The following is a 16,847-nucleotide window of genomic DNA, read 5'->3' as shown; positions in this document are numbered from 1 at the left end:
GGATTCCGGCCCGCTCTGGGACGTCCGCTCACGCATCGCTCACGCAATCCGAGTTCCAACGTGCGGCCTGACCTGCGCAGATCCATTGTCCCGCAGACGGGGCCCCGACAGCAACGACCCTTAGCTCTGCCCGTGAAGAAATCACGGCCGAAGCTAAGGGTCTGCGTGAGGCGGTGGCCCACGCGGGTCGACAGGGGTACTCGCAATCCGGGTACCCCTGTCGCCGCGTTCCGGTAGAACTGCGGCCATGCACCCGCCCGGGGTGCCGGGAGTAGGGAGCAAAGATGGCGGAGGATCTTGCCAGGCTGCTGGAGCGGTACGAGACGCTGCTGGCGGAGTACAGCGCTGCCGTGCGGCGGGAACACGACGAACTGGGCGAGGTGAAGCCCCTCGCGCCGGGCGCCCCGATCCCCATGGTGTCCGAGGGGTGGAAGCAGGCGGTCGGCGCCGTGCAGGAGATAAAGCCGAAGTACGAGGCGGCGCGGGACGCGTACCGGGAGGCCGTGCGGGGCCAGTGACGCCCCCCGGGGTGTGAGATTCGGCGTAATAAAATAACGCGATTTGCTACACCCCGGGCCGTTCGTGCAGGTCAGAGGGATAGACTGCCACCATGCAGTGCGTCTCCCCGGACGACGAGAAAGGGTCCGCACTGGGTGCGGACCCTTGGCGGTGACCAGCGGGAAGGGTACGCATTGGTGCCCACCCCTGGGGGCGGCGCCGGGGCGGATCCGAGTACGCCCCGACGCCGCGCGGACCCGCGCCCGGCGAACCTTGGGGGGCCGTGTGCCGGGCGCGGGCGTACAAGGCCCCGAGGGTGACGGGGCAGCGGACCTACTCCTGCTCGCGGTCGGAGATGCGCCGGATCTCCGCCGCGGCGCCGTGCCGGATCGCCTCGGGCAGGCCGGAGTTGTTGGCGGCTTGCGCGAAACGGGCGATCTCGGCGAGGTCGTCGTCGGGGTCGGGCGTCGGTTGGTCGGGCATGCGCGTCTCCTCGGTGGGTGGGGTGGCTCTGGCGCCGGGATCCAGGGGCACCGGCGCCAGAGCCTTTCGCCGCGCGGGGTCGCGGCGGTCTCAGGGGGCGGTGTGCAGTGGCACGTCCGCGGGCTGGTCAGCGAAGCACAAGCCCTTGCCGGCGCCGCCGGAGGCGATACCCAGCGTGTGCATCACGCCGTGGTGCCGACTCCAGTGGGCCGCGAGGGTGGCCGCGATGCCTCGGCCACCGGCCTGCCAGCGCGCGCAGGCGTCGCAGTCCTCCCGCCATGTCGGCGCGGTGTCGTGAGCGGCGATGCGGTGCTCGATGAGGCGGTACAGGTCGAGGGACGCGTGGCCGGTGCGGATCCGCTGGGGGTCGCGCCCGGCGGCGGTCAGCTCCGTGCACTCCGCGCACGGCACGGGGGCACCGCCCGGGGTGGGCCGCGGGCCGCAGACGATCGGCGCGGTCGGGGACGTGTTCCGGTGGCCAACGAAAGCCGCGCCGCCGGGGAGCCGCGGCACGAGACCCTGCTCGCGGACGTGAGGCGGGCATCCGTACACGGGGATCTCGCCGCCGTCGAGCGTGTGCTCGTACCTCAGCAGCGTCATGTCCCTGTCGGGCATCGAGTGGCGGCCCGGCGTGCACCAGGCGGTCACTGCTCCGGCTCCGCAGCGCACTTCCGGCACGCCCGGATGCAGATCTGTCGGACGTCCCTACCGGGCGGAGGCGTGTCGGGCTCGTAGACCACGCGCATCACGCTCGTAGTCTCGGAGCCGTCGTAGTGGGTCACGGTCACCATCCGCGCGACCGACGGCCACACCGGATTCCGGCGAAGAAGCCCCTCAGGAAAGGGAGTTGGCTGCGGTACGGTCTCCATGTCGCGCCCCTTCTCGGCGTGGCCACGCCCCGGCCGGTCGCACGGCGCGGGGTCTTCTCTTCGAGCGTCGGTCACAGTGGGTACGGACTCGATACCCCACCGGTAATCTCACGGTGAGATGGGGTTCGATCCCACCCGGTACAGGAGGCGCCGTGACGACCGCGACCACGCGCGTGGAGATGCCCGACTGGGCCTGGCAGCAGGCCGCTGTCCGCGAGGCCCTGCGCGCCCGGGACATGTCCGCTGTCCTCCGGGCCGTCCAGAAGTACGCTGGCGCGAGCCAAGCCCGCATCGCTGCCGCCGTCGACATGACGCAAAGCCGCGTGAACGAGATCATCAACGGCCGCCGCGAGGTGAGCCGGCTGGACGTGTACGAGCGGGTCGCGGACGGCCTCGGCATGCCGGACGACGCGCGCCGGCTGCTCGGCCTCGCCCCCAGCCGCGAGGCCCGCGCCGGCGGCGTCGCCTTCGACCTGGCAGCGTTCCCCGAGGTAGTCCGCGTCTACGGGTCGCAGGCCGCGGCCGCCGACGAAATCCAGCGCCACGCCGCAACCGCCGCGGAAATCGACGTCCTGGCCGTGCGCGGCCTCGGCCTCCTGGCCCTCAATGACTCGCTGCTACGGGCCGGCCTGACACGCCGTGAGCCGCCCCGGGTACGGGTGCTGCTGCTCGATCCCGACGCGCCCACGGTGGCCACCCGAGCGGCAGAGATCGGCGAGTCAGCCGAGTCCCTCGCCGGCGGCATCCGACTGTCGGAAGCCCGGCTGCGCGACCTCGCGCCCGGGCGGCAGCTCGCCGTCTACCGGTACCGGACCCTGCCGACCTGGCGCATCATCCGGCTGGACAGCACCATGTACCTCTCGGCGTTCACCGCGGGCTGGGAAGGCCACGAATCGGCGGTGTACAAGGTGATGAGCACGCCGAGCGGCCCGCTGTACGCCGGGTTCCGGAGGATGCTAGACGCGCTCGCCGAGGACGCCGAGCGGACGATCTGACCTGCGAGGAGGAGCAGTTGATCGAGGCGGAGCTGAAGGCCAGGGTGCGCGACCCCGAGCACGTCCACGCCGAGCTGGAGAGCCGCGCCGACGGCCGGGCCGAGGTCTACCACGACACGTACTACGACACCCCCGGCCGCGAGCTGACCGATGGGGACCGCGAGTTGCGCGTGCGCACCGTCCACGGCCCGGACAGCACCAGCACGGTCCTCACGTACAAGGGCGCCCGCGTGGACGAGGCGTCCGGCTCCAAGCCGGAGGCGGAGACACCCGTTGAGGACGCCGCCGCGGTGCACGCGATCGTGCGCGGCCTCGGCTATACGCCGGTGATCGAGTTCGAGAAGCGCTGCCGCAACTACGACTTCAAGGCCCGCGGCCGCTCGATGCTCGCCACGCTCGTGCAGGTGCCCGAGGTCGGTGGGCAGCACTGGATCGAGCTGGAGACGATCGTCCCGGACGACCAGGTCGACGCCGCGCTCGCCGATGTCCGCGCGGTCCTCGCCGAGCTGGGCATCGAGGACGGCGACCTGACGACCGAGCAGTACACCGACGCCGTGGCGGCCGCGCGGCAGTGACCCGGAACGACTAAGGCCCCCGTCGCGCTGTTGACGGGGGCCGGTTCCATCGCACCGCCCGGATGGATGGACCACCACGGTAACCCCGGCCACCGACAGCCCTACCGCTAGAGCATTGTCGTCACTTTGACACAGACCTCGAGGTTTTTGGGCACGACGAAAAGCCCCCGCCCTCCCGAAGGAGAGCGGGGGCTTTCGCGATGTCACAGCCGCCGATAGCCGGCCGAGGTGACGAGCATGCCGATGCCGAGCAGGCCGCCGCGCTCGCTGGACTGCGCCGGTGGCGCCGCGGCGTCCGCCGTGCACGCGTACCGCGGCGCGGACGGGTCGAAGTCGCCAACCGGGCTGCAGGTGTAGGACTGCCCGGTCGCGTCGGTGAACGTCCAGCCGGCCGGTGGCGCGCCGTCCTTACCGTCTTGGCCGTCTTTGCCGTCCGTCCCGTCCTTGCCCGCAGGACCGGCCGGCCCGGGATCGCCCTGCGTACCGGCCACGCCCGGCGATCCCTCCGGCCCGGGCACGGTCGAGTCGGCGCCCGGAGACCCGGCCGGGCCCGGAACCGTCGAGTCCTTCCCGGGCTTGCCCGGCGGCCCCGACGGTCCAGGACTACCCGGCTCGCCCTTGACCCCCGGTGTCCCGGGCACGCCCGGCACGTCCTGGACGATGCTCTTCGCCGGGGGCGCCGACGGGGTCACCCCGTGCTGCTGGAGCTGCTTCCGGCTCGTGTCCAGCCCCGACGACAGTCGGGAGATCACGGTCTTCTGCGCCGCTTGGCCCTTGGCGAGGCGCTGGTTGGAGTCCTGCACGGAGTGCAGAGCCATCGCGATGAACGCGGCGAGGGCCAGAGCGGCCACCCACCCCGCCGCGACCAGCAGGGTAGTGCGGCGGGGCCTGGGCAGCTTGGGTAGCGCGTGTGGACTGGTCACTGCGCCCCCTTCAGCGTGCCCCATGCCTGCACGGCGAGCGCGAGGAATGCGACCACGACGGTGACGATCCCCAGCCAGCGCGCGAGGCTCATTGCGGGCCGGTCTTCGACCTTCCCGAGCCGGTCGGTGACGGCCTTCATGTCGTCGTCCCGATCGCGCTCGCCCTGCTGGTAGAGCTGGAGCGGCACGGTGTCGCGCGCCAAATTCGTGATGCGGGTATCCAGCGCTTCGTGCTCGCGCTGGGTCCGCCTCTCGTGGTCCTGGAGGCGCCGGTAGGTCTCTCCCACGGAGACGTCATCGGGCACGCTCACCCCCTACGTGGTGCTGGTGTCGGTCAGACGCTCTTCACGGCCGGTGCGGGCTTGGTGTAGGCCGGCGGCCGGGCGAGGCCGAGCAGCCATCCCCATGCGGCGCCGGCGTGCTGCTCGGCGAGGCGGAACAGGGCGTAGTAGGCGGCGGCGAACGCGGAGCCGAGCCACGCGGACAGGACGGTGCTGTCGATGCCGATCCCGGCGTGCGCCAGCCAGGTGCCGAGCGCGCCCACGATCAGGGGGATCGCGGTGCGCCACAGCGAGGCGAGGTAGTCGTAGAGAGTCATGGCGGATCCGTTTCTGCTGGTGGGAACCACTTCGGGGCGTGCCGAAGTGGGGAGTTCAGGACTGGAGGCGCTGCGCGAGGAGGTCGGCGAGCCGCTCCGCGACAGCCGTGGCGAACGAGGCCGACCCGGCGAGCTGCGTGCCGAGCGCGGTCACCTGCGCGTCGGTGAGGGCGACCGGCGCCACATCGCACGCGGTACGCGCTGCCTCGACCGCAGCCTGCACGCCGTACTTCGCGGTCCACGTCGGGTTCGTCTTGTAGTCGTCGTTCGCGTGCGGCGGCCGCGCCGCGGGGATCACGTCCGCAGCCCACACCGCCGCCGCGATCTTGTTGATGTCGTCCGTGGTGAGCGCCACGTCGTCCTCCGGGGTCGGTGTCGTACCGGCCGCCCACGCGCGAAGCTGGGTGGCGGTGAGGTTGCAGTAGTCGCGGTCGATGCCGCCGGCCTCGCTGTACTGGTGCATGAGCCACGGCGCGGTGACCCGCGGGGAGCCCTTCGCGGCGCTGGGGTCGGCGATCCACAAGCCGTCGGCGGCGAAGCTCGTGGTGTCGCGGTTCTTCCAGAAGTCGACGTTGCAGTAGAGGATCACGCGGTGGCCCGGTGCGGCCTTCTGGAGGGCCTTGAGGAACGTGTCCTTGTCCGCGCCGGAGACGCCGGTGTCCTCCCAGTCCAGGCACAGCACGTCCCCGGTCTGCACGACGGCCTGCTTCAGGAAGTAGGCGACCTGCGCGGCCATGGAGCCGGGGCGCACGAAGTGGTAGTGGATGATGACCAGTCCAGCAGCGCGGGCGTGCGCGACCTGCGCGGCGTGCCGGGAGTTCGTGTAGGTGGTCGACTCGGTGGCCTTGACGGCCGCGAAACTCAGCCCCGTCGTGGACGGCGTGCTGGACTGGTAAGAGGCCCAGTCCTGGCCCTCGCAGCCGGTCACGGTACCTCCCCCACGAGCGGTTCGATCCCCACGTCGCGCAGCGCCTGCGGCCACGTCTCGAATCGCACCGCCCGGTCGTCGATGTAGTGGGTCGCAGCGAGCTTCCGGTCGGTGACCAGCAGCACGCCGTGCTCGTTCCAGAACCCGGGGCGCCGCAACCACCCGGTACGCGGAACGCGGGTGGTGCACTCGATCCCGTGACCGGACCGCTGCTCGATCCAGCGGGCGACCTGTCGGGCCGGGCGAGTGGTGTGCACGAACACGGCATGGCGCCGCATGAGCTGGGACAAGGCGACCACCGCACCCGGTTTCCAGTCGCCGTAGATCGTGCCGTCCGCCCAACCACGCTCGTAGGAGTGCAGCACCCCGTCGAAGTCCACCGCGATGGTGCTCACTCGACACGCTCCGGCCAGTGCCAGGTGCCGCCGACGTGGCCGTCCTCGTCCTGGAGCACGTGGGTGTTGAAGAACATCCCGGTCGGGTTGAGCACGCACAGGCTGGCGAAGACCTGGTCCGGCTCCGCATCGGCCCCGAGCGGACCGGCGTCGGTGACGATCGCGGCCCGGCACTGCGAGGTGTACTCGCCGCCCGGCGTGCCGTAGGAGACGTAGTGGACGACACGGCCCACGGACGGGGCGGTCACTTCGCGACCTTGTCGAGGTCCGCCTGAAGCGCTTTGAGGGACAGGCCGTGCCCGTCACCGTTGGCGTGCTCGCCGAGGATCAGCGCCCACGCCTCTTCGGACATGTGGTGCCACGCCGAGTAGGCGATCTTCTGGATGGCGCCCCAGGTGACGATGTACAGGTACTGGGAGTCGTAGCCGACGATCGGCACACAGTGGCCGCCGTCGACCGGGGAGTTCAGGGACTCCATCGTCCAGGGCCGCCCGGCCTGGAAGTCGGCCATCATCTGCTCGGTGACGGTGATGCCGCAGTACACGGCGTCGTAGGCCCACAGCGCGAACTGCAACGTCGGGACGTCGTGGACGCCGACCGGCGCGAACGCCGCCAACTTGTGGCCGTAGTAACCGTGCTTGCGGACGTAGGCGAGGAAGTCGGAGAGGACGACCCCGGAGTCCTGGCCGCCGGTGTACTTCAGGTAGTACGACACGGTCTGCTTGTCGGTCGGGAACTTCTCGGTCGCGCCGACGTCTGCGGCAACGGCCATGAAGACGTGCTCGATACCGGCGACGCCACAGTCACCGAACTCGTCGTTACCGAGCATCCCCCACTCGGCCAGGACCGGCGGCGGAACCGAGGCCGGAGCCTTCGGGAGGGCTCCTGCGACGTAATGGGGCAGCGACTGGATGCCGACCGGGACAGCGCCTGGCAGACGGCCGTACTTGAGAGCGGACACTTATTCTCCTGTGGGCATGCGAGAGCCCCGGGCCGGTCGGCTCCGGGGCGTCAGGTGGTGGTGGCGGGTTCCTCGACGGGAGGATCGTCCGCTGGCGGGTCGGGGGACGGCACGGGTTGCTCGGGCATGAGCCCGGCGTCCACGAGGGTCTGCACGTCGGCGGGCGGTGCAGGATCCGGGGGCGGCACGGAAGGCCGCGGGGAAGACGCCATCAGGACGTCAGGCTGTACATGATGTTGTTGAGGGACACCCACGGCGGCTGCACCCCGGACTGGGTGACGATCGCCGAGGTGCCGTCCGCCTTGAAATCGATCTTCACGGACAAGCTCTCCGACGACACCGCCGAGCAGGCCGCGGTCACCGTGCGGAAGGTCGTCGGCCTTGCCCCGGCCGGCAGCGGGTCATGCAGGAAGTTCCCGCTGTTCGCCGGAGCGCCGGACGTGTAGGTGACGCCGAGGCCGCCCCGCCACATGACGACCAGATCGCCGAAGAGATTGACCACCCTGTACTGCGGGACGCCGTTGCTGTTGCCGTTCGCGGTGTACCCGGTGGCCAGCACCGGTGTCGTCCACGCCTGCGTGCCTGCGGCGAGCGCCACCCACGACGTGCCGTCGAACCCCGTCCACACCTTCGTCGCGGTCAGCCACGCGATCATCCCTGCGACCGGGGAGGCGACCGCCGCATCCCGCGACGTAGCATCCGCGAACCGCATCACCGACCGGGGCGTCAGCCCGTCCCGCAGGGACGCGCCGAGGACCACCAGGTCCGGCTGGTCGGTGTAGTCCAGGGTGTCGATGCCCTGCCCCCACTGGTCAGTCGCCATCCGGCACCTCCGTGGGGGTCACCTGCTGCACTGACGGTGCCGTCTTCGTCGCCAGCAGGATCTCGAAGTCGGGGTCGGACGCGATCAGGTCCACGAGCTTCTGGAACACGATGTCGGCGTCGTCCACTGACTCGTCGGTGATGCCGTGGGAGATGTCGAAGACGGTCGCCCCGTAGCTGGTGATCTTCGCGTGCTGGAAGATGAGGCGCCAGGTCGGCGTGTTGGTGTCGAGAGTCCAGTCCCCGTAGGACATGGTCTTGCTCCTGTCAGGTGGTCCAGAGGGTCATGGGCGGGATGGAGATGAAGTTCCCGTTGTTGGGCCCGCGGTGCTCGATGTTGCCGCTGGCCGCACGGACGATGCCGCGGCACGTCCCATAGGTGGCGCCCGAGGTGCCCTGGTTGATGACGAGCGTGATGTCCGTGTCCGCTGCGGGCCGGTAGCCGCCGGGCAGCACCGCGAAGACGTCGCCGTAGGTGATCGTCACGCCGGTGCCGGGCTTGCTGTACGAGCCGCGCAGTTCCACGGCATCGCCGGAGAGGCGGCAGGTGGGTGCCTGGTAGCCGGACAGGGCCGTATACCCGGTGCCTGCGGGGATCGTCACCCACGCCCCGGTGCCCGTACCGAGCGGCCCGATGGCGATCCAGTTGCCCGCGCCGTTGCGGGAAATGACGACCCGGTCGCCGACAGCCGGGTAGGAGTAGGTCTGGACGCGCCGTGCCGGGATGCCGTCGGTGGTGGTGATCGTGCCGGTCGAGCTGATGCTCGCGACGGTCGCGGTCCGCCAATCGGCACCCCGCACCAGCGGAGTCGCCGCCGCCTTCCTCTTCCCGGCCGTGGCGAGGGCACGGGCCGCCCGGCGCGCTGCATGGCTCGTCACGCGTCCTCCTTCGCGGCGATCGTCGCCAGCGTGAAGTCTCCGGACGTGTCCAGCGAGATCTCGAAGCTGGCGATCTGGTGCAGTTCGCGCGTGCCGTCCAGGTAGACGACCCGGATCACATCCCCCGGCTCCAGCAGCGGGTTCGGCAGGCTCGTGATGTCCGCCGACGCATTGGGCTTCAGGGACGTCTTGAGGAGCTGCGTCGCCGCCGCCGTGCATAGAGCCGTCGTGGTCAGCGTCGCCGACGAGTAGAAGGTGGGCACCCTGCCGAACGGCCCATTGACGTAGGTCGGGCTCGTGGGGTCGGTGTCCTCCACCGTCGCGCTGACCGCCGCCGTGTCGTCGGTCGTGTTCTCCCCGTAGGCCGTGACGCTGTTGTAGACGCCCGATCGGGCCATGCCGCGGTCCGCGGACACCAGGGCGCCGCCCTCGCCGGCGGCGACCTCCCACACCACGGACGGGCCGGACAAGTCCGGGAGCGCAGCGATGATGAACTGGCCCGCCGCGTCCGTGTAGACCTCGGCACCGATCGCGGTGGCCAGCGTCCTACACGCGTCCCACCTGCTGTCCTGCTGGTCCCACGTCATCGTGCCGACCGTGGCGTCCGTCGCCCGGGAGATGATGACCGCAGACGGGAGCACGGCGTGGATGAGGGTGCTGATGCCGCCGACCGCAGTGGTGGCGGCGGACTGCACGGTGGTGGGCGCGGTGAAAGGTGCGTCGGCGACCTGCGCCTCCATGCTCGACCCGGTGATCGTCACCGGGCCGACGTCCACATCCCCGGACACCTCCTCGACGCGGAACGCTCCGATCGGGGCCATCTCGACGGTGCCGTCGGGATAGCCGATGCCCCGGAAGATCCGCAACTGGGAGCCGTACACGCTGAGCTTGTCGGCGGCAGTCCGCGGGATCAGGGACGTGTCCGCGAGCGTCACCGAGCACGTGCGGCGGGAAGTCGCCGACCGGTCCACCGTCACGGACCCGCCCGTGTGGTCAAGGTCCTGCACTGTGCCGTCCGTCCGCACCAGCTCGACGCGGGTCACCACGCGGTGCGAGTGGTTGAGTGCGGCCAGGAACCGCGACGAGGGAGGCGTGTACACGCTCACGCCTCCCGGTTGTCGAGGACCAGGTCGAGCACCGTCGCATATGCGGTGGCCACGTCCAGGGCGGTCGGCCACGTCGTCAGCACGTCCTGCACCGTCCAGCCGGCAGTGCCGCCCACACCGCCGATCGGCGCGTCCTGCTGCGTCAGCGCCAGCGACCACAGCCGCCGGGGCTCACCGCCATAGGCCACCGGCCGCGCCTCAGTGATGTCACCGACCGCGTAGTAGGAGTCCTCCAGGCCCAGCCCCGGCGAGAACTGGATCAGCAGCGGATTCCCCGAGTCGAGCGCGAAGTGCAGGGCGCCGCGGCCCGGATCGTCATCCGTCCACACCGCGAGCGTCCCGGTGAGGCCACCGCGCACATCGGACAAGATCACCGAGTTGCGACGACCCCTGACCCGGTACTCGGTCTGCTCGATCGGCCGGGACCAGTCCGGCGCGGCGCTCGCCCTGACCAGGACATTCCGCTGCGGCTGCAACGGGTCCTTGATCCAGCAGTCCGACACGTCCGCGAGGGTGAGCCGTACTGTCGCCGACGCCTCGCTCCCACCGAACGCCCCGGTGGTCGCGTCGTACTGCTCGATCCGGTACCAGACGTCCACGCCCAGCGGGGCCTCGTAGTCCTCCACCACCATCTGCGCGCTCGTCGCCACCACGCCCTGGAGCGCGCCCGACGGGCCGCGCACCACCGCCTGCGTACTGCCCACCACCCGGTACACCGTCAGGGTCGCCCCGACCGTCAGCTCCCGCATCACCAGCGTGACCACAGCCCGCGAACTGTCGGCCGTCGCGGAGAACGCCGGCGCCGTCTGCGTGAGCGAGACCGCGTCGAGCTGGCACACCGCGCCTGCGGACGGCGCCGTGACGTCGACCTCGACCCGGGCCGAGGCGGCGCTCGCCGGGGCGATGATGTCATTCCAGTCCCGCCACCAGCCGCCCGCCGGCGCGAGCGAATCGGCAGGCAGGGACGATGCGCCCAGGCTCGTACCGGACGCGTCGTACCAGTGGATCTGCGGGGCCACCGCCCACGTCCCGGACGCGGCGGAGAACTGGATCTGCGCGCGCCAGTTGACGCCCGGGGTGACCGGGTACTTACCGGACGCCAGCACGCTCGTTGTGGCTGTAGAAGACGTCACGACCATGGCGTACACGCCGTCGTACCCGGAGGCCCCCCACGGCGTGGACCGGGCGATCGTCGCCACACCGCTGGCGACCGTCCACTGCCCGACGCCCTGCTCGAAGCTGGCGTCCTCATACGGCATGACCGTGCCGATCGCCACCGGCGCCGTGGCCGCCTGCTGAATCGTGGCGCCCTCCACCCGCAGCACCTGGGCGGCGGTAGCCGACGTCACGCCAGCGGCCAGCACGACGTGATCCGCACCCGCCGGGGCCACGCCGGACACGATCTGCCGGTACCAGCCCACCGCCGCCGGGGACGCCAGAGCAGCCCTCTTGGTGGAGATGAGCGTCCCGGTGCCGTCCATCCACCGCAGCTCCACCCAGCACGCGGACGTGGACGTGGGGGCGTTGATGTACAGGTAGCCGCGGTAGTCCACGCCCGGCTGCACGCTGGGCGCCTCCGCACACCGCACTGCCATGTTGCCGTTGGCGGTGGTCGTGGCCTTCACGACCTCGCCGCCGGACAGGTACCAGTTGACCGGCCACGTCACGACCGGAACGTCCCTGGTCACCGTGCAGTTCGCGTCCGCCACCCACGCGGTGCCATCCACGTCTCCGCCGGACTCGGCGTTGAAGCTGAGCAGGTTTCCGCTCGTCCGCTGCGGCGGCCCCAGGTACACGTTCTCGAAGAAGTGCGTCCGGGCGGCCGCCGTGGTGGTGGCCGACAGCGCTACCCGGGCGTAGATCGCACCCACCGGCGCCGTCGCGGCCACACTGATCCTGTGCCACGACGCCGACGCAGCGTCCGTCGTCAGCGACCAGGCCGCCGTCCCCACCGCCGCGTAGCTCGCGTTGAGCCACTGGATACCGATGCGCTCCGGCTGGGTGGATGAGGCCGCATCCGCGAACGCCTGATACGCCGTCCCAGCGGTCACCCTGTACGCCGCGGACGTCGCAGCCTGCATGTCGCCGGACGCCACGCTGGTGAGCGTCAGGACGCCGTCGCCATTCCGGCCACCCGAACCCAGCGACTTGGTGCAGTTCAGGGTGGTAGTCCACCCGGACGTATCCGGATCGACCATCTCCGCAACAGCACTGAGGAAGTTCCCGGGGATCGCCATCAGTACCCCCCGGTGTTCCGTGCCGCCGCCACCAGATCCGCGTGCCCCGCCTCGACGCCCTGCTTAACCTGCACGTCGATCAGCCCGCGCAGGGCCTCGTCATCGAAATGCACGTGAACGTGGGTCTCGTGGACGGCGGCAGCCGCACCCGTGCCGGTACCGCCCTTGGCGCGCACTGCCGCGGTCATGTCCGCCATGCGCTGAGCCGCCAACACGGCCTTCGGACCGTGCGCCGCGATGCCCGCCGCCATACCGAGCGCGACCTGCTTGCCGACCTGGTCACGGAACACCTGCGACGGGCTCTTGATCTTCAGCTTCTTCTTGATCGCCGAAACCATGCCCTCGGCGAGCTTGTTCATCTCCTTCTGGATCGCGGTCTCTTGCGCCTGGAGGCCGGTGAGGAAGCCCTTCCCGGCCTGCGCGCCGCTGTCGTACATGGCGTCCGCCATCGTGTTGCCAAAAGACGACGTCAGCTTGTTCTGGCTGGTGGCGAGGGCGTTGAGCTGCTTGATGTCGTAGGACGACGCGCCGGCGAGCATCGACGCCAGCGACCCGCCCGGGCCCTGATCCGCAACCTGTGCGAGAAGGGTCTTGTTCAACCCCATCTTGCTGAGCTTCGCGATCTCCGACGCGAACGAGCGCCCCGTCGACTGGGACTGCTGCATCTGTGCGATCAGGCTGGACACCGACGTCGCCGACGTGTCCCCGATACCCAGGTAGTCGCCCAGGGACGAAGCCTGATCCGACGCGTAGGACTTCGCCGCGGAGATCTGCGAGGCGATGCTGGCCTTCTGCGTCGCCAGAGCCCCGAGCTTGGTCGCGGTCCGGTTGTTGCCCGCGACCAAGCTGCCGTACCCGGCATTCTGCAACTTGGTGTTCATCGACTTCACGGCCGACGCGATGGCCGACGCGGTCCCGGTCTCCAGCGTCTTCAGGAACCCGTTGGAGATGGCGTTCGCCACGGTGGTGCGCGCGGCCTTGGACCGCTTCGCCGCCGCCGTCGCCGCAGCCAACTCCTTCTTCGCCGCCGACAGCCGCAACTGCGCCGCCCGCAAGTCGGCCTTCGCCGCCGCCAGAGCCGCCTTACCGCGAGCCCGATCCTCCCGCTCCTTTGCCGCCTCGTAGGCCCGCTGAGCGCTGTCCACCTTCGCCTGCGCGGCCGTGACGGTGCCCGTCGCGTAGCCGGGGATCTTGATCCCCGCACCCTTGGCGAGGGCGAGGGAGTCCGTGTTGTTGTAGATGCGGGTGCCCTTCCGGGTCACCTGCATCAGCTCCGGGCCCTTCTCGCCCACCCAGGCCGTCTCGCCGAACTGCGCGAGACCACCCTTCGCGTACCAGTGCGGCGAGTGGGAGTTCCAACTCGCCCACGCGGTCATGGGGTCGCCATACCGGCCCTTGATGTACGACAGGCCCCACCGGATCTGTGTGGCCGCGTTCGTCCGCCAGTCCGAGCCGGCGGCCGCCATCTTGCTGGCGGGGAGCGCCTGCGGAATGCCGTAGGCGCCCGAGGACATGTTCTCCGCGTTGGCCCGCCAGCCCGACTCGCCATTCCACAGCTTGATCAGCGCGGACATCTCCGAGCTGGCGCTCTTCGGCCACATCTGACCGACGAGACCCGACGCGTACTTCTGCGCCGACGCCACACCCGGCGCCAGAGGCGCCCCCGAGCCGGCGCCCGGAGTCTTCGCCGACAACAGCTTCGCCGCCCACTTCGCCGGCAGGCTCACGCCGTTGGACACCAGCGCCTTCGCAGCCTCCAGCGGGGAGTGGAACGCCTCCTTCGCCACCGCCTTGAGCGCGTCCTTGCCCTGGAGCATGCCCTTCGCCAGGCCGGCCACGATGTGCCCGCCGTACTCCATCATCACCTTGGACGGGGAGTTGATGTCGAAGACGTCGACCACCGCGTCAACGATCTTGTCCTTGATCTTGCTGGCCCACGACTTGAAGTCGTGTCCCTTCTGCGCGAGCCAGTCCCACGTCCCCGACACCAGGCCACTGATGATGTTGCCGCCCGCACTGTGCAGCCACGACGCCGGCTTCACGATGGCCCCGACCAGCGGCGCCTTGATGTTGGCCGAGACCCACTTGCCGATCCCGGCCAGTTTGTCGACGACGCCGTTGTACAGGCCCGAGATCAGGAACCCGCCGATGCCCGCGAACACGGTCGACGGCGAGTGGATGCCGAAGGCGCTCTTCACGTGGGAGACGAACGGGTCGACGATGTGGGCGCTGACCCAGCCGCCGGCCTTCGCCAGTTTGTCGACGACCCCGTTGTACAGGCCGGAGATCAGGTTGATGCCGGCGTTGTAGAAGGTGAACTTCGTGAAGTAGCGCAGGACGGCCCGGATCAGCTTGCCGGAGACGCCCGGCACGCTGTCGGTGACCGACTCGAAGCCGTTCTTCAGGGCTGCCTTCAGCTCCAGGCCCATGACGCCGAGCCGCGTCGGGATAAGGCCGATCTCCCGGCCGAACCATGTCGCCACGGACGGGAAGGTCCGAGAGAAGGAGTCCTTCAGTTCCGTCCCGATCCGGGACACCAGATCGCCGACCGCCTTCCCGGCGGTCTTGCCTGTCCGTCCGATCCACTTCGCCCAGTCCAGCGACTTGCCCCACGGGATCTTCGACAGGCCGTCGCCGATGACGTCGCCGAGCTTGCCCCACGGAAGCTTCGCGAACAGGCCCCCGATGGCGTCGAAGACCTTCCCGACCGGCACGACGCTGACGACGGCGATGATCGTGTCGAGCCAGTGCTTCTTCCAGAAGTCGACGGTGAACAGCGGCGCGAAGATGTTGTCGATGAAGCCGATCGCGAGCGGCAGCGCCGTGGTACCGAAGTCCTTGCCGACCTCGACCCAGTCGATGCCCTGGATCGCTTTGCTGACCTTCTCCCCGAGGGTCTTGGAGTGGCTGGCGACGTAGCCGAACGCGCTGTCCAGGCCCTTGCCGAGAGTCCCGCCCAAGCCCTTCCAGTCCAGGCCCTTCACGGCGTCGCCGAGGCCGTCCGACATGGCCTTGCGCAGGGTGTCACCGAGTTGCTGGGCCTGCGACTCGGCCTGCTTCTTGACCGCCGGCTTCGGCATGCTCGGGATCAGGCCCTCGCTGACCGGGAACGGCACGGCCGCCTTCTTCGGCAGGACGTCGCCGAACTCCAGGGCGCTCGCCGGGAGCTGGGAGAGCTTCTTCACCTCGGGGGTGACCTCGACCTTGGCCTTCTTCGGGCCTTCCAGGCCGGTCACGAAGTCCGACACGAAGCCGGTGGCCTGCTTGAGGTCGCCCTCGATGCGGTTGACAGGGATCATGCGCTCCAGCGACAAGCTGACCTTGCCGATGGTGGGCAGCGCGGTCTTGTTGAGGTAGACCACGGCCTTCGAGGCGGCCGGCAGCACCTTGTCGCCGATCTCGATCGCGGTGACGTCGAGGTTGGACTTGATCAAGTCCATTTGCGCCTGCACGGTCTTGCGCTGCTGCGCCACGGCCGAGGGGAACTTGGCCATGGACTTCGTGATCTGGGCCTGCTTTTGGACCAGCACGTCGTAGTTGTTCAGCAGGGTGAGGATGCCGGAGCTGGACCGGCCGCCGCCGAACGCGCGGGAGATGACCTGGGACTGCTGTACCGCGGACAGTCCCGAGGCGTCGAGCTTCGTCTTCAGCAGGCCGATGGCGCCGACCAGGCCGGCCGGGGAGCGCATCTCCTTCGCCAGGTCCGTGCCCGTCAGGCCGATCTTCTTCAACTGGTCCTCGGCCTTGCCCGACGGGGCGCCGAGGAGGCTGATGGACATGCGCAGGCGGGTCGCGGCGTCGACCGCGGGGATGCCCTCATCGGTCATCAGGGCCAGCGCGGAGCCGACCGACTTCAGCGACAGGCCGAACGATTTCGCGCTGGGCAGGATCCCGGTGCCGATCGCGGAGACGAAGTCCTCCATGCGCATGTTGCCTGCGCCGATGACAGCGTTCACGGTCGCTGCGGACTTCGAGAACGTCTCCGCGCCCTTGATGCCGGAGCGCCACGCCCCACCGAGGGCGTTGGTGGTGTCTTCGAGGTTAGAGCCGCCTACCGCGGCAAGGTCGGAGGCGACCTTCAGGTCCTTCATCGCCGCGACGTTGTCGAGACCGATGCTCTTCAGGTGGTACATCGAGTCGGCCAACTGCTGGGGCCCTTGCTCGCTGTACTTCCCGAGTTGCAGCACCTGCTTGGACAGGACGCCGACGTCCTTGGTGGTCCCGCCGGCCTGGGTCGAGATCTTCGTCATCTCGGTCTGGAAGGCGACGGCCTTGTCGGCTGCGACCACCAGGCCGGCGGCGACGGCCCCGCCCATGACCGCGCCGTACTTCGCGGCCGACTTGGCGGCCTTCCCGAGGATGCCGTCGGTCTTCCCGGCCTGTTTGCCGATCTTGTCGAAGACCTTGCTCGCGCTGTCCTTGGCGATGACGTCGTAGCGGACGCCAGTCGACGTGAGAGCCATGGCCGACCCCCTCCGTGGTCAGGGAGCCGCCGCCGGCTCAGGTGTGGGGGCCGGTCATGGCTGTTCCTGTGCGGCGGCGGCGCGCTCTTCGGCCTCGATGAGGTAGAGCGACCAC

At 69.9% G+C, this 16,847-nt stretch carries 18 protein-coding genes; 3 read left to right on the top strand and 15 right to left on the bottom strand.

Annotation, left to right across the window (positions count from 1 at the left end; all coding sequences use genetic code 11):
* Window positions 1-284 precede the first annotated feature (284 nt).
* On the top strand, window positions 285-518 hold the full coding sequence (locus RVR_RS20925) for a hypothetical protein (protein WP_202235314.1): 234 nt from the start codon (window positions 285-287) through the stop codon (window positions 516-518).
* A 313-nt stretch (window positions 519-831) separates the two neighbouring features.
* Here RVR_RS20925 and RVR_RS20920 read toward each other — a convergent pair whose 3' ends face one another.
* A complete protein-coding gene (locus tag RVR_RS20920) occupies window positions 832-981 on the bottom strand; it encodes a hypothetical protein (protein ID WP_202235313.1) in 150 nt (49 codons plus the stop codon).
* 90 nt (window positions 982-1,071) lie between these two features.
* On the bottom strand, window positions 1,072-1,581 hold the full coding sequence (locus tag RVR_RS20915) for a hypothetical protein (protein ID WP_202235312.1): 510 nt from the start codon (window positions 1,579-1,581) through the stop codon (window positions 1,072-1,074).
* Between the two features lie 421 nt (window positions 1,582-2,002).
* On the opposite strand from RVR_RS20915, the gene RVR_RS20910 reads away from it, so the two are divergent.
* Together RVR_RS20910 and cyaB are read left to right on the top strand one after the other, a co-directional pair.
* Entirely contained in the window at window positions 2,003-2,845 is an 843-nt protein-coding gene (locus tag RVR_RS20910) for a helix-turn-helix domain-containing protein (RefSeq protein WP_237404874.1), read from the top strand.
* 17 nt (window positions 2,846-2,862) lie between these two features.
* Window positions 2,863-3,420: a class IV adenylate cyclase gene (gene cyaB / locus RVR_RS20905; RefSeq protein ID WP_202235311.1), complete on the top strand. Its 558-nt coding sequence runs from the start codon at window positions 2,863-2,865 to the stop codon at window positions 3,418-3,420.
* A gap of 203 nt (window positions 3,421-3,623) precedes the next feature.
* On the opposite strand, the gene RVR_RS20900 is transcribed toward cyaB, so the two are convergent.
* The 13 genes from RVR_RS20900 to RVR_RS20840 all read right to left on the bottom strand — a co-directional run bounded on the left by RVR_RS20900 (window position 3,624) and on the right by RVR_RS20840 (window position 16,732).
* Entirely contained in the window at window positions 3,624-4,343 is a 720-nt protein-coding gene (locus tag RVR_RS20900; protein WP_202235310.1) for a hypothetical protein, read from the bottom strand.
* A complete protein-coding gene (locus RVR_RS20895; protein WP_202235309.1) occupies window positions 4,340-4,648 on the bottom strand; it encodes a hypothetical protein in 309 nt (102 codons plus the stop codon). The genes RVR_RS20900 and RVR_RS20895 overlap by 4 nt, the downstream gene beginning before the upstream one ends.
* A 29-nt stretch (window positions 4,649-4,677) precedes the next feature.
* The gene (locus RVR_RS20890) at window positions 4,678-4,941 is read right to left on the bottom strand and encodes a hypothetical protein (protein ID WP_202235308.1); all 264 of its coding nucleotides are present in this window, start codon (window positions 4,939-4,941) and stop codon (window positions 4,678-4,680) included.
* 55 nt (window positions 4,942-4,996) lie between these two features.
* Window positions 4,997-5,869 (bottom strand): glycoside hydrolase family 25 protein, encoded by an 873-nt coding sequence (locus RVR_RS20885; protein WP_202235307.1) that lies wholly within the window; start codon window positions 5,867-5,869, stop codon window positions 4,997-4,999.
* Complete coding sequence (locus RVR_RS20880; protein WP_202235306.1) at window positions 5,866-6,264, bottom strand: hypothetical protein; 399 nt, start codon at window positions 6,262-6,264, stop codon at window positions 5,866-5,868. Before RVR_RS20880 ends, RVR_RS20885 begins: the two co-directional genes overlap by 4 nt.
* A complete protein-coding gene (locus RVR_RS20875) occupies window positions 6,261-6,512 on the bottom strand; it encodes a hypothetical protein (protein ID WP_202235305.1) in 252 nt (83 codons plus the stop codon). Before RVR_RS20875 ends, RVR_RS20880 begins: the two co-directional genes overlap by 4 nt.
* The gene (locus RVR_RS20870; protein WP_202235304.1) at window positions 6,509-7,225 is read right to left on the bottom strand and encodes a C1 family peptidase; all 717 of its coding nucleotides are present in this window, start codon (window positions 7,223-7,225) and stop codon (window positions 6,509-6,511) included. The genes RVR_RS20875 and RVR_RS20870 overlap by 4 nt, the downstream gene beginning before the upstream one ends.
* Window positions 7,226-7,436: 211 nt before the next feature.
* Window positions 7,437-8,048 (bottom strand): hypothetical protein, encoded by a 612-nt coding sequence (locus tag RVR_RS20865; protein ID WP_202235303.1) that lies wholly within the window; start codon window positions 8,046-8,048, stop codon window positions 7,437-7,439.
* Window positions 8,038-8,301 carry a hypothetical protein gene (locus tag RVR_RS20860; protein WP_202235302.1) on the bottom strand — a complete coding sequence of 88 codons (264 nt, stop codon included), beginning with the start codon at window positions 8,299-8,301 and terminating at the stop codon, window positions 8,038-8,040. The genes RVR_RS20865 and RVR_RS20860 overlap by 11 nt, the downstream gene beginning before the upstream one ends.
* A 13-nt stretch (window positions 8,302-8,314) precedes the next feature.
* Complete coding sequence (locus RVR_RS20855; RefSeq protein ID WP_202235301.1) at window positions 8,315-8,926, bottom strand: hypothetical protein; 612 nt, start codon at window positions 8,924-8,926, stop codon at window positions 8,315-8,317.
* Window positions 8,923-10,026, bottom strand: a complete 1,104-nt coding sequence (locus tag RVR_RS20850) for a DUF5047 domain-containing protein (protein ID WP_202235300.1) — start codon at window positions 10,024-10,026, stop codon at window positions 8,923-8,925. The genes RVR_RS20855 and RVR_RS20850 overlap by 4 nt, the downstream gene beginning before the upstream one ends.
* Window positions 10,027-10,028: 2 nt before the next feature.
* Window positions 10,029-12,269, bottom strand: coding sequence for a hypothetical protein (locus RVR_RS20845; protein ID WP_202235299.1), 2,241 nt, complete (start codon window positions 12,267-12,269; stop codon window positions 10,029-10,031).
* On the bottom strand, window positions 12,269-16,732 hold the full coding sequence (locus tag RVR_RS20840; RefSeq protein WP_202235298.1) for a phage tail tape measure protein: 4,464 nt from the start codon (window positions 16,730-16,732) through the stop codon (window positions 12,269-12,271). Before RVR_RS20840 ends, RVR_RS20845 begins: the two co-directional genes overlap by 1 nt.
* Between the last annotated feature and the right edge of the window lie 115 nt (window positions 16,733-16,847).

Source organism: Streptomyces sp. SN-593 (genome assembly GCF_016756395.1).
In the GTDB taxonomy this organism is placed as follows: Bacteria; Actinomycetota; Actinomycetes; order Streptomycetales; family Streptomycetaceae; genus Actinacidiphila; species Actinacidiphila reveromycinica.
Note: the sequence above shows the minus strand (reverse complement) of the source record. Positions and strands in the feature narration are given on the sequence as shown.